Source organism: Streptomyces sp. NPDC015661 (assembly GCF_043077765.1).
GTDB lineage: Bacteria > Actinomycetota > Actinomycetes > Streptomycetales > Streptomycetaceae > Streptomyces.
On sequence record NZ_JBIBST010000001.1, the window covers coordinates 145686 to 158298 of the forward strand.

The 12613-nt window shown below is 68.5% G+C and carries 11 protein-coding genes and 1 pseudogene; all 12 read right to left on the reverse strand.

What is annotated here, in order from left to right:
• Positions 1 to 3 precede the first annotated feature (3 nt).
• The 12 genes and pseudogenes from ACF07V_RS00700 to typA all read right to left on the reverse strand — a co-directional run bounded on the left by ACF07V_RS00700 (position 4) and on the right by typA (position 12543).
• Positions 4 to 1008 carry a penicillin-insensitive murein endopeptidase gene (locus ACF07V_RS00700; protein WP_392150725.1) on the reverse strand — a complete coding sequence of 335 codons (1005 nt, stop codon included), beginning with the start codon at positions 1006 to 1008 and terminating at the stop codon, positions 4 to 6.
• Between the two features lie 35 nt (positions 1009 to 1043).
• Positions 1044 to 2117, reverse strand: coding sequence for an N-acetylmuramoyl-L-alanine amidase (locus ACF07V_RS00705; RefSeq protein WP_392151347.1), 1074 nt, complete (start codon positions 2115 to 2117; stop codon positions 1044 to 1046).
• A gap of 174 nt (positions 2118 to 2291) precedes the next feature.
• Positions 2292 to 2597: pseudogene (locus ACF07V_RS00710) on the reverse strand (DUF2690 domain-containing protein); the annotation flags it as partial.
• The gene (locus ACF07V_RS00715; protein WP_392150726.1) at positions 2579 to 3010 is read right to left on the reverse strand and encodes a DUF2690 domain-containing protein; all 432 of its coding nucleotides are present in this window, start codon (positions 3008 to 3010) and stop codon (positions 2579 to 2581) included. The gene ACF07V_RS00715 and the pseudogene ACF07V_RS00710, both read right to left, overlap by 19 nt.
• Before the next feature lie 23 nt (positions 3011 to 3033).
• Entirely contained in the window at positions 3034 to 3444 is a 411-nt protein-coding gene (locus ACF07V_RS00720; RefSeq protein ID WP_392150727.1) for a DUF2690 domain-containing protein, read from the reverse strand.
• 94 nt (positions 3445 to 3538) lie between these two features.
• A complete protein-coding gene (locus tag ACF07V_RS00725; RefSeq protein WP_392150729.1) occupies positions 3539 to 3958 on the reverse strand; it encodes a DUF2690 domain-containing protein in 420 nt (139 codons plus the stop codon).
• Positions 3959 to 4321: 363 nt separating this feature from the next.
• Positions 4322 to 5401: an ABC transporter ATP-binding protein gene (locus ACF07V_RS00730; protein ID WP_392150730.1), complete on the reverse strand. Its 1080-nt coding sequence runs from the start codon at positions 5399 to 5401 to the stop codon at positions 4322 to 4324.
• Positions 5394 to 6452 (reverse strand): ABC transporter ATP-binding protein, encoded by a 1059-nt coding sequence (locus ACF07V_RS00735; protein ID WP_392150731.1) that lies wholly within the window; start codon positions 6450 to 6452, stop codon positions 5394 to 5396. The genes ACF07V_RS00730 and ACF07V_RS00735 overlap by 8 nt, the downstream gene beginning before the upstream one ends.
• A gap of 14 nt (positions 6453 to 6466) precedes the next feature.
• Positions 6467 to 7420 (reverse strand): ABC transporter permease, encoded by a 954-nt coding sequence (locus ACF07V_RS00740; RefSeq protein WP_392150732.1) that lies wholly within the window; start codon positions 7418 to 7420, stop codon positions 6467 to 6469.
• Positions 7413 to 8345 carry an ABC transporter permease gene (locus ACF07V_RS00745; protein ID WP_392151348.1) on the reverse strand — a complete coding sequence of 311 codons (933 nt, stop codon included), beginning with the start codon at positions 8343 to 8345 and terminating at the stop codon, positions 7413 to 7415. Before ACF07V_RS00745 ends, ACF07V_RS00740 begins: the two co-directional genes overlap by 8 nt.
• Positions 8346 to 8515: 170 nt before the next feature.
• Positions 8516 to 10159, reverse strand: a complete 1644-nt coding sequence (locus tag ACF07V_RS00750; RefSeq protein ID WP_392150733.1) for an ABC transporter substrate-binding protein — start codon at positions 10157 to 10159, stop codon at positions 8516 to 8518.
• 482 nt (positions 10160 to 10641) lie between these two features.
• On the reverse strand, positions 10642 to 12543 hold the full coding sequence (gene typA, locus ACF07V_RS00755) for a translational GTPase TypA (RefSeq protein ID WP_392150734.1): 1902 nt from the start codon (positions 12541 to 12543) through the stop codon (positions 10642 to 10644).
• Positions 12544 to 12613 lie beyond the last annotated feature (70 nt).

A 12613-nucleotide genomic window follows, 5' to 3' on the forward strand; every position in this document is an offset into this window, starting at 1 on the left:
GGGTCAGCACTGGTAGTTGGCGTCCGGGTGCACCGGCTCGCAGTAGCGGATGTGGAGGTGGTTGTCGTGGTTGGGGTACTGGACGGTCAGCCCCTCCGCGATCAGCTGCGGGTCGTTGAAGAAGATGAGCTTCACGTGCCCGGGCGCGGCCGCGCGCAGGGCCTTGACCAGCTCGCGGGTCGCGCCCCGGTCGTAGGAGGCGGAGTCCCAGGTGATCCGGGAGCCGGTGCACTGCGCCGAGTCGGTGCGCACGGGCCAGAAGTCGACGTCCAGGCCGACCTGGTGGGTGGCGTGGCCGGAGATGGTGCCGCCGTGCTCGAAGGCGATGTCGCCGACCGGGACCTTGCCGCGGCCGAGGGCGGCGAAGGTGCGGGCGCCGGCCTCCAGCTGGCCGATGGCGGCGGCGGTTCCCCAGTCGGCGGAGGAGTTGCCGTCGGGGTTCTGGTTGCACAGGGTGCCGGCGTTGTAGTCGGCGTACTCGTAGTGCCAGAGCAGGTTGGTCCAGGTGTCCGGGCCGACGATGCCGTCCGCGCCGAGGCCGGCGTGGCTCTGGAAGGTGCGGACGGCCGAGGCGGTGCCGGGCCCGAAGGCGCCGTCCACGCTCAGGCCCGCGCCGCGCTTGGCGTTGAGCAGGTACTGGACGGCCTTGACGGCCTCGCCCTGGCTGCCCTCGCGGACGGTCGGGGTCAGCGCCCGCCAGGTGTTGGGGCCGACGATGCCGTCCGCGCCGAGGCCGTGGGAGGACTGGAAGGAGCGGACGGCGGTGTCGGTGCCGGCGCCGAAGACGCCGTCGGCGGTGAGCTGCGCGCCCTGCCCGTTGAGCAGGTACTGGAGGGCGGTGACGTCCGAGCCCCGGTTGCCCTTGCTCTGGCTGGGGACGAACGCGCCCGAGAAGGCGTGCGCGGGCGTGCCCAGGCCGATGAGCACGAGCAGCGCGGCGAGGGCGGCGAGGGCCGCGAGCGGGACCGCCCCGCGCACGGGGCGGAACGACCGGATGGTCGACGACATGATGGCGGGTTTCTCCTTGGTCGGGGGAGGGGGCTTCAGGCGAGGAGGCGGCTGAAGGTGCGCGCGTCGGCGAGGCCGTCGGCGGGCAGCCCGGCGGCGTTCTGGAAGGAGGTGACCGAGGCCAGGGTGCCGGGGCCGAAGACGCCGTCGACGCCGGTAGGGACGCCCTTGGCGGCGAGCAGGAGCTGGACGGCCTTGACGGCCTCGCCGGTGTCGCCCTGCCGTACGGGCACGACCAGCTGGTGCCAGGTCTGGTTGCCCGCGTAGCCGTCGGAGGTCGCGGTGACGAGGGTCTGGAAGTCCCGTACGGCCTGCTCGGTGGCCGGGCCGAAGCTGCCGTCCACGGTGATCGCGGCGCCGCGCCGGACGAGCAGGTGCTGGAGCGCGCGGACCCGGTCGCCGGTGTCGCCGTTGTGCAGCAGCGGCCACACGGGCGCCGTCGGGTCCCCGCCGATGCGGGCGGCGACGTCCCGCCGCAGCTGCGGGAGCATCGCGTACAGGCGGTCGCCGGGGCACTCGGTGGCGTTGAAGTCCCGGTGCCCGTAGATCTGGTAGGCGCGCAGCCCGTACTGGCGGCAGATGTACGCGCACAGCTCGACCAGCTTCGCGTACTGCTCGCTGCGCGGGTCGACCGTGATGTACGTGCCCTCGTTCTCGATGCCGATGGCGACGGTGTTCTGCCCGGTGCAGTGTGCCGACTCCACGGTCTGGGTGCCGCCCTGGAGCGCGGCCAGGCTGCTGTGCCGGCCCTCCAGGACGTACGCGCCGCGGGAGACGGTGAAGTGCTGGCCCGTGTCGATCCAGTGGCGCTCGTCCATCGCCCAGTTCTGCATGGAGCGGGCGAGCCCGAATGCCTGGGCCTGCGAGTAGTCGGTCGTGTTGGGCGTGTCCGTGTGGTGCACGATGATCTTCTGCGGCGGGGTCGACAGGACCCGCACCGGGCTGCTCGACGGGCGGGCGCCCCACGCGGTGGTGTCCGCGATGGAGGGCCCGCTCGCGGCCTGCGCCCGGCCGGGCGCCCACAGGGGCAGCACGGTCGCGGCGCCGAGCGCGAGCCCGCCGGTGAGCAGGGAACGGCGGCTGGGGATCGGTTGGTTGACCGAGGTCATGATGGGGGGTTCCTCAACTCGGCGACTCGGTGGCTCAGTACGAGCCGGTGCAGTGGGTTTCGAGGGTCGCGAGGGCACGCGTCTCGCACGCCCAGGCGTAGATGTCCTTGTCGTCGACCATCGCGGTGTACACGGTTCCGTAGCCGCCGTAGTAGACGCTCCGGGAGTCCCCGTCGGAGTTGGAGACCCGGATGACACGGTGTCGGCGGACGCCCCGGAGGTCTTACGGGCCCAGGCGGCCCGGCACGTGGGGCTGTAGCGCAGCTCCACGCCCCAGTCGCTGGTCCGCACGGTGCGGGCGTCGCTCTGGCAGATGCTGGTGGCGGGGTCGAGTCCGGTGCAGGAGGACCCGTAGCAGGAGGTGGCCGCGGCGGCCGGTCCGGACGAGAGGAGCAGACCGGAGGCGGCGAGCGCGAGGGCCGACGAGGCGGTGGCGAGCTTGCGGGTGAAGGTCGTCACGGCTAGTACCAGGAGGTGCATTCGGCGGTGGACGGGGAGTTGTAGTCCACGTAGCCGCAGGCCCGGGACAGGAGGTCCTTGTCGTTCACCATCGAGGTCCAGACGGCGTAACTGCCGCTGGTGTGCACCGAGTAGGTCCCGTTCCCGTCCTGGCGCTGCACGAAGATGATCAGCCGGTTCGGCGTGAACGTGGGGTAGCGCGCCCAGGCCGCACGGCAGGTGGGGCTGTAGCGCAGCTCGACGTCGTAGAACGAGGTCGTGCCGACGGTGCGTGCGTCGTTCTGGCAGATGGTCGTCGCCGGGTCCAGGCCCTGGCAGCTGCTCGCGTAGCAACTCGTCGCGGCGGACGCCGGTGAGGACGCGAAGAGCAGGCCGGACGCGGCGAGCGCGAGCGCCGAGCCGGCGGTCGCGAGCTTGCGGGTGAGCGTGTTCACGAAGAGGAAGTCCTTCCGGTGTTCTAGTACCAGGACGAGCAGGACGAACCGAAGCCCATGATGTAGCCGCAGGCCCGGGCGATGATCCCCCTGTCGTCGACCATCGCGGTCCATACGGTGCCGCTGCCGGTGTAGTACGCGTTCTCGGCGAGCCCGGTGTTGCTCTCCACCCAGATCGTCATCGCGGTGTTGCTGCTCTGCCGCGCCCACGCGGCCCGACACGTGGGGCTGTAGCGCAGCTCGGTGCCGATGCTGTTCGTCGCGACGGTGCGCGCGTCGTTCTGGCAGATGGTCGTGGCCGGGTTCAGGCCCGTGCAGTCCGGCCCGTAGCAGGACGTCGCGGCCGACGCCGGCGACGAGGCGAGCAGGAGGCTCGCCCCGGCCGTCGCGAGGGCCGAACCGACGCCGGCGAGCTTGCGGGTGAGCGGTTTCATGAGGAAGGACTCCTTCTGGGGACTCGTGTCGAGTGACCGCGGGTCCGCGGCACTCCGCGCCCTGGGCCGGTCCTGTGGGCCGGCCCGGGACGGATCACCACCAGAGGGTGCTCGACGCCATGGTTCCGTCGGGGCGGTAGTCGGCGGCGTAGGCGTAGATGTCCTTGTCGTCGACCATGGTCGTCCAGACCGTGCCGCCCGAGCTGGTGGGCACCACGAACTGCGTCTCGCGCCGGTCGTTCTGGACGATGTACTTGTGCCAGGCCACCGCCGAGGTCTTGCGGGCCCACACCGCGCGGCAGGTGGCGCTGTAGCGCAGCTCGACGCCGGTGTCGCTGGTGAGGACGGTCCGCGCGTCGTTCTGGCAGATCGTGTACGCCGGGTCGAGGCCGTGGCAGCTCGTCGAGTAGCAGGACGTCGCGGCCGACGCGGGCGACGAGGCGAGCAGGAGGCTCGTCCCCGCCATCGCGAGGGCCGAACCGATGGTGGCGAGCTTGCGGGTGAGTGCGTTCACGATGACCCCTGGTCCTCAAGTCGTGGGCGGTGCGCAGCAGTTGGGCTGCTCCTCGGCACACGCTGCCAGTCCCGCCCGCTGTCCGGGCCGTCCCGGTGGACCGGGTCCGTCCCGTGCGCGGGCCCGGCGGGACGGTGCGCCGTCGACGGTCGAGGCAGGGGGACGGACGGGAGGGGGCGTCCCGTCGGGGTCGCGGGACGGGCCGGGGGACGCGGGACGGGAACGGGACACCCGTACGCCCGTCCCGTGGGACGTCCCGCGGCAACGCGAAAGGCCCCCGGCACCCTTGCGGGTGTCCGGGGGCCTCGCGGCTCCGGGCTGATCAGAAGGATCGGATCAGACGGAATGGGTCAGACCGTCGGGTCAGACGGAGAGGACCTGCTTCTCCTCGGCGAAGTGGCACGCCGAGAAGTGGGCGGCCGGGGTGTCCGCGCCCTGGAAGCGCTGCGGGATCGCGAGGACCGGCACCTCCTGCGAGCACTTCTCCTGCGCCTTCCAGCAGCGGGTGCGGAAGCTGCAGCCCGACGGCGGGTTGGCCGGCGAGGGGACGTCACCGGTGAGGATGATCCGCTCGCGGTGCGCGCGGGCCTCCGGGTCCGGCACCGGCACGGCGGAGAGCAGCGCCTGGGTGTACGGGTGCGTCGGGTGCTCGTAGATCTGCTCGTCCGTACCGATCTCGGCCATCTTGCCGAGGTACATGACGCCGACGCGGTCCGAGATGTGCCGGACGATCGACAGGTCGTGCGCGATGAAGATGTAGGAGAGGTTGAACTCGTCCTGCAGCTTCCCCATCAGGTTGATGACCTGCGCCTGGACGGAGACGTCCAGGGCCGAGACCGGCTCGTCGCAGATGATGATCTCCGGGTTGAGCGCGAGGCCTCGGGCGATGCCGATGCGCTGGCGCTGACCGCCGGAGAACTGGTGCGGGTACCGGTTGATGTACTCCGGGTTCAGACCGACGACGTCGAGCAGCTCCTGCACCTTGCGGCGCCGGTCGCCCTTCGGGGCCACCTCGGGGTGGATGTCGAAGGGCTCGCCGATGATGTCGCCGACCGTCATGCGCGGGTTCAGCGAGGTGTACGGGTCCTGGAACACCATCTGGATGTTGCGGCGGACGGCCTTCAGCGCGCGCCCGGACAGCTTGGTGATGTCCTGGCCCTTGTAGAAGACCTCGCCGGCGGTGGCCCGCTCCAGGTTCATCAGGAGCTTGGCGACCGTGGACTTGCCACAGCCGGACTCGCCCACGATGCCGAGGGTCTCGCCCTGGTAGAGGTCGAAGGAGACCCCGTCCACGGCCTTGACCGCGCCGACCTGCTTCTTGAAGAGGATGCCCTGCGTCAGCGGGAAGTGCTTCTTCAGGTTGCGCACCTGGAGGATCGGCTCGCCGCGGCCCACAGGGGCGTCGAGGGCGGCGGCCACGGCCTCGTCGTTCAGGTCAGCCATGGATCGTCTCCTTCCAGAAGTGGCAGGCGCTCTTGCGGCCCGGAAGATCCGCGCCGTTCTGCTCGGTGACCGGCACGAGGGCCGGGATCTCCGTGCGGCAGATGTCGTCGGCCTTGGGGCAGCGCGGGTTGAAGGCGCAGCCGGTGGGCACCTTGAGCAGGTTGGGCGGCAGGCCCTTGATCGCGTAGAGCTCCTGGCCCTTCTGGTCCAGGCGCGGGATCGAGTCGAGGAGCCCCCGGGTGTACGGGTGGGCCGGGCGCTTGTACAGCTCGTGCACCGGCGCCTGCTCGACGATCCGGCCCGCGTACATCACGGCGATCTTGTCCGCGACGTCGGCGACGACGCCGAGGTCGTGGGTGATCAGGATCAGGCCCATGTTGTATTCCTGCTGGAGCTCCGCGAGGAGGTCCATGACCTGGGCCTGGACGGTCACGTCGAGAGCCGTGGTGGGCTCGTCGGCGATGATCAGGTCCGGCTCCAGGGCGAGCGCCATGGCGATCATGATGCGCTGGCGCATACCGCCGGAGAACTGGTGGGGGTAGTCGGAGACCCGGGCCTTGGCGGCGGGAATCTTGACCTTGTCCATCAGCTCGACGGCCTTGACCGTGGCGTCCTTCTTGGACATGCCGTGGTGCACCCGGAACATCTCGCCGAGCTGGTAGCCGACGGTGAGGACCGGGTTGAGGGAGGACAGCGCGTCCTGGAAGATCATCGCGATCTTCCGGCCGCGGATCTTCCGGCGGTCCTCCTCGGACATCTTCAGCATGTCCTCGCCGCGGAACAGGATCTCGCCCTGCGGGATCTTGCCGGGAGGCATGTCGAGGATGCCCATGATGGCCTGGGCGGTGACGGACTTGCCGGAGCCGGACTCGCCGAGGACGGCGAGGGTCTCGCCGGCGTTCACCGAGTAGTTGACGCCGTTGACCGCCTTGGCCACACCGTCACGGGTGTGGAACTCGACGTGCAGGTCCTTGACTTCGAGCAGCGGACCCGTGTGGTCGGAGCCGCCGCGCGGCGCGGGGACGGCCGCGGTCTTGTCGATGATGCTCATCTGGTACGCCCTCCTCAGCGCAGCTTGGGGTCGAGGGCGTTGCGGACGGCTTCGCCGAGCATGATGAACGCCAGGACGGTGAGGCTCAGCATGATCGACGGCCACAGCAGCACGTGCGGCGCGATACGGATCTGGGCGACACCGGCGGAGATGTCGACACCCCACGAGACGGTCGGGGCGGCGAGGCCGAGTCCGAGGAAGGACAGGGTCGCCTCGGCCGAGATGTAGCCGCCGAGCGCGATGGTCGCGACGACGATCACGGGGGCCATGGCGTTCGGCAGGATGTGCTTGAACAGGATCCGGGTGGTGCCGGCGCCGAGGGCCTTGGCCGCGTGGACGTAGTCGGCCTGCTTGACCGTGATCACGGCACCGCGCATGACGCGGGTGATCTGGGTCCAGCCGAGGAACGCGAGGGCGAAGACGACGACCCAGACGGTCCGCTCGACGAAGGCCTGCAGGACGACCATGGCGCCGAGCAGGAAGGGGATGCCGAAGAAGACGTCGGTGAGCCGGGAGAGCAGCGCGTCGACCCAGCCGCCGAAGTAGCCGGAGATCATGCCCATGATGCCGCCGACGATCGTGACGATCGCGGTGACCGCGATGCCGACGATGATCGAGGCACGGGTGCCGTGGATCAGGCGGGCGTAGACGGAGCGGCCCTGCTGGTCGTAGCCCAGCCACTCGGCCGAACCGACCTTGCCCAGCTCGGGCTTGCCCAGGAAGTGGTGGACCAGGTCACCGGCGGTCGGGGACGCGCTGGTGAAGAGCGTCGGCCACGCCGAGATCAGCAGCAGCAGCGCGATCAGGACCGACGAGATGATGAAGTACGGGTTGCGGCGCAGGTCGGCCCAGGCGTCGCCCCAGAGGCTACGGGCCTTCTCCGCCTTGGCCACCGGCGCGGACGCGTCCACGGAGGGGGGCGCGACGGCATCCTCGACGGCGGCTGCGGTCTTGGTCACGTCAGGCATACCGGATCCTCGGGTCCAGGACCGCGTACAGCAGGTCGATGAGCAGGCTGGTGACGAGGTAGACGATCACCAGGATGGTGACGAGGCCCACCAGGGTCGAACCTTCGCGCCGGGAGATCGACTCGGCGATGACGCCGCCGACTCCGTGGATGTTGAAGATCGCCTCGGTGACGACCGCGCCGCCCATGAGGGCGCCGATGTCGGTGCCGAGGAAGGTGACCACGGGGATCATCGAGTTGCGCATCAGGTGGACACCGATGACGCGGCGCCGCGGCAGGCCCTTGGCGACGGCCGTGCGCATGTAGTCGGCGCGCAGGTTCTCCGCCATGGACGTACGGGTGAGCCGTGCCACATAGGCGAGGGAGAGACCGCCGAGCACAATGGCCGGAGCGATCATCTCGCTCAGGACCGGCTCGGTGCTGACGTTCGGCGCGATCCAGCCCAGGTTGAAGGCGAACACCATCTTGATGATGTAGCCGAGGACGAAGACCGGGATCGAGATGATCAGCAGGGTGAAGATCAGGATCAGGTTGTCGGCCAGGCGGCCGGCGCGCAGGCCACCGATGATGCCGAGGCCGATGCCGAAGACCAGCTCGATGGCGAACGCCAGGGCGGCAAGCTGGAGAGTGATGGGGAACGCGTCACCCAGCACTTCGGTGACCGGCAGTCCGTTGCGGATCTGGGTGCCGAAGTCCAGGTGCAGGACCATGTCCCGCATGTACGTGAAGTACTGCACCGGCAAGGACCTGTCGAGACCCAGCTCATGGCGCTTCGCGGCGAGCGTCGCCGGGTCGGCGCCCTTGTCGCCGAACATGGCAAGCACGGGATCGCCGGGCAGGCTGTGCACCATGAGGAAGATCAGCAGGGTTGTCCCGAGGAAAACCGGGATCATCTGGAGCAGTCGTCGTGCGACATAACGCCCCATCATGCCTCCGTTGAGATGTGTCAGCGCAACCGACGGGCCCTCCCCCGACAGCATGCCCGGATCCGGGCATGCTGATGTCGTGGAAGGGCCCCCCAGCCGCTGCGTAAGGCACCGAGACGGGACTGACGATCCGTCAGTCCCGTGACGGTGTGCGGACTACGCTCGGGTGATTACTTCTTGACCTCGACGCCGGTCAGGATCGGGTCGCCGTCCTGGCCGTAGGCGACACCCGAAACCTTCTCGGAGAAGCCGGCGTTGACCTTGTAGTACCAGAGCGGGATGGACGGCATGTAGTTCTTGAGGTCCTTCTCGATCGCCTGGTAGGCCTTGACGGACTCGTCAAGGGTGGCGGCCGAGTCGGCCTTCGCGATCTTGGCGTCCAGCTCCTTGTTGGAGAAGTCGCCCTGGTTGCCGCCCGCACCCGTGCGGAACAGGTCCGAGATGAAGTTGGCGTTCACCGGGTAGTCGAGCACCCAGCCGGAGCGGTAGAGCGACTTGACCTGCTTGGTCTTACGAGCGGTCAGGTCGGCCTGGAAGTCCGGCTTGCCGTCGCCGACGCACTGGACGTCGGTGGCCTGCTGGATGGAGTTGCAGACAGCGTCCACCCACTCCTTGTGGCCACCGTCGGCGTTGTACTGGATGGAGATCTTGCCGCCGGGGACGCCGCCGCCGGCCTTGATGAGCTCCTTGGCCTTGGCCGGGTCGTACGTGGTGACACCGGCGCCACCGTCGGCCTGGAAGCCCAGGACGCCCTTGGCGACCCAGCCGGTCGCGGGCTCACGCGTGCCGTTCAGCACCGTCTTGGTGATGGTGGCACGGTCGATCGCCATGGACAGACCCTGGATGACGCGCGGGTCGACCTGCTTCGGCTTCTTCCACTGGTCGGAGTAGAAGGCGACGGCGATGGTCTGGATCGCGGAGTACGGCTGGTCCACGGCGCGGTCGCCGAGGTCCTGGCGGTAGACCGGGAGGTCCTTCGGCGCGATCTGACGCAGGACGTCGACGTTGCCGGACTTCAGGTCCTCGTACGCGGCCTCGAGGGTGGTGTAGTTCTTGAAGATCACACCACCGTTCTTCGCCTTGTTCGGGCCCTTGTAGCCGTCGTAGCGGGTGATCTCGATCTTCTTCTTGTGGTCCCAGCTCTTGAACTTGTAGGGACCGTTGCCGACGGGGGCCGCACCGCGGGCCTTCTCGTCGAGCTTGTAGAAGGACTCCGGCAGCGGCGCGAAGACGATGTACGCGAGCTTGTGCGCGAAGTACGGGACGGCCTTCGAGAGCTCGATCGTGAAGGTGTTCTCGTCGACGACCTTCAGACCCTCGAGCTTGTCGGCGGTCTGCTTGGCGCCCTCGGCGTCCGGGTGGACCTTGTCGTAGCCCTTGATGTCCGCGAACCAGGAAGCGAGGCCCTGGGCGTTCTTCAGGCTGGCGTTCCAGTTCCACGCGTCCACGAAGGACTTGGAGGTGACCGGGGTGCCGTCGTGGAAGGTCCAGCCCGGCTTGAGCTTGACGGTCCACGTCTTCGAGTCCGTCGTGGTGACCGACTCGGCGTTGATCATCTCCAGGGAGCCGTCGGCCTTGTAGTCGACCAGGGTCGAGAACACGCCGGCCATGACGGCGGAGCCGTTGGACTCCATCGTGTCACCGGTGAGCAGGGGCTTCTCCGGCTCGCCCAGCTCGACGGAGAAGACACCATTCGGGTCAACAGCGCCCTTGGCATCCGTGCCGGAACCGCTCTTACCTCCGCCACAGGCGGTCGCAGCAAGGGCAACGATGATCGCGCCCGTTACCCACTTGGCGCTCTTGGCACCGCGCATGGGTTCCTCCTCATGAGTCCACTTTGTCACTACAAGAGGGGCACTCCGAGTTTCGCCGACACCCCTGACGGCTTTGGACTCAAGTGCCCCGAGTGTGCTCGTGAGTCGGCACTCCCCACAGTGCGTGACCCATTGACCCGAGCTCAATGGAGCCAACTATTAAGTACGTCCGGGCTGTAAACCACACTTAAGTGGTCTCGTTTTGACAACATCGCCAAGGCCGTGAAGACCGAAATCCGGACAAACTGAGCACAGACAGACACGCCCGAAACGGACCGTTAACACACGTACCGGAGAGCGATCGCCGATATACGGACACCCCGCCCCCGAAATGGAGTTGACGGAACTTGACGAAAAGCCCGGACCCCCACAGTGATCTGTGGGGGTCCGGGCTCCGTTGCTGACGTCGCGTCAGCCGCGAGCGGCGAAGATCACAGGCGACCGTGATCTACCCCGCCCCGCTCGGCAGTATGCGACCCTACTCAGCCGTTCTTGGCGCGGGAAGCGGAACGACCGCGCTCCTTCTGGTCCAGGACGACCTTGCGGATGCGCACGGCCTCCGGGGTGACCTCGACGCACTCGTCGTCGCGGCAGAACTCCAGGGACTGCTCCAGGGAGAGCTTCCGCGGCGGGACGATCGCCTCGAAGGAGTCGGCGGAGGAGGAGCGCATGTTGGTGAGCTTCTTCTCCTTGGTGATGTTCACGTCCATGTCGTCGGAGCGGGAGTTCTCGCCGACGATCATGCCCTCGTACACCTCGGTGCCGGGGTCGGTGAACAGGACGCCGCGCTCCTGGAGGTTGGTCATCGCGAAGGCGGTGACCGCACCCGCGCGGTCGGCGACCAGCGAGCCGTTGTTACGGGTCGTCAGCTGGCCGAACCACGGCTCGTGGCCCTCGTGGATCGAGTGGGCGATACCCGTACCGCGGGTGTTGGTGAGGAACTCCGTACGGAAGCCGATGAGGCCACGGGACGGAACGACGAACTCCATGCGGACCCAGCCGGAGCCGTGGTTCGACATGTTGTCCATGCGGCCCTTGCGGACACCCATGAGCTGCGTGACCGCGCCCATGTGCTCCTCGGGGACGTCGACCGTGAGGCGCTCGACGGGCTCGTGGATCTTGCCGTCGACCTCCTTGGTGACGACCTGCGGCTTGCCGATGGTGAGCTCGAAGCCCTCGCGGCGCATCTGCTCGACCAGGATGGCGAGCGCGAGCTCACCACGGCCCTGGACCTCCCAGGCGTCCGGGCGCTCGGTGTCGAGGACGCGGAGCGAGACGTTACCGATCAACTCGCGGTCCAGGCGGTCCTTGACCTGGCGGGCGGTGACCTTGCGGTCCTTGACGGCGGCCTTGGCGTCCGCGCCCTTGCCGGTGCCACCGCGGCCGACGAGCGGCGAGGTGTTGGTGCCGATGGTCATGGAGATGGCCGGCTGGTCGACCGTGATCAGCGGAAGCGCGATCGGGTTCTCCGGGTCGGCCAGGGTCTCGCCGATCATGATGTCCGGGATACCGGCGACGGCGCAGATGTCACCGGGGCCGGCGACCTCGGCCGGCTTGCGGGTGAGCGCCTCGGTCATCATCAGCTCGGTGATGCGGACGTTGGAGATCGTGCCGTCCCGCTTGATCCACGCGACCGTCTGGCCCTTGCGCAGCTCGCCCTGCTCGACGCGGAGCAGCGCGATGCGGCCGAGGAAGTTGTCGGCGTCCAGGTTGGTGACGTGCGCCTGGAGGGGGGCCTCCTCGTCGTACGCCGGGGCCGGGACGTGCTCCAGGATGGTGGAGAAGAACGGCTCCAGGTTCTCGGAGTCCTGCGGGACCGTGCCGTCCTCCGGCTTGGTCAGCGAGGCGATGCCGTCGCGGCCGCAGGCGTAGACGATCGGGAACTCGATCTGGTCCTCGTCCGCGTCCAGGTCGAGGAAGAGGTCGTAGGTCTCGTTGACGACCTCGTCGATCCGGGAGTCCGGGCGGTCCGTCTTGTTGATGCAGAGGATGACGGGCTTGCGCTGCTGGAGGGCCTTGCGCAGCACGAAACGGGTCTGCGGGAGCGGGCCCTCGGAGGCGTCGACGAGGAGGACGACCGCGTCCACCATCGAGAGACCACGCTCGACCTCGCCACCGAAGTCGGCGTGACCGGGGGTGTCGATGATGTTGATCGTGATCGGGGCCCCGCCGTCCTTGGGGTGATACTTCACCGCCGTGTTCTTGGCGAGGATCGTGATGCCCTTCTCACGCTCCAGGTCGTTCGAGTCCATCATGCGGTCGTCGAGCTGCTGGTGGGCGGCGAAGGCACCGGCCTGCTTGAGCATGGCGTCGACGATGGTCGTCTTGCCATGGTCGACGTGGGCGACGATGGCGACGTTACGGATGTCGTGGCGCGTGGGCATGGGTGCTTGCGCTTCTCTCGGATCGTGGGATGCGGCGTCAGTTCCTCGTACGCCCGCCGGGCGGACGCGC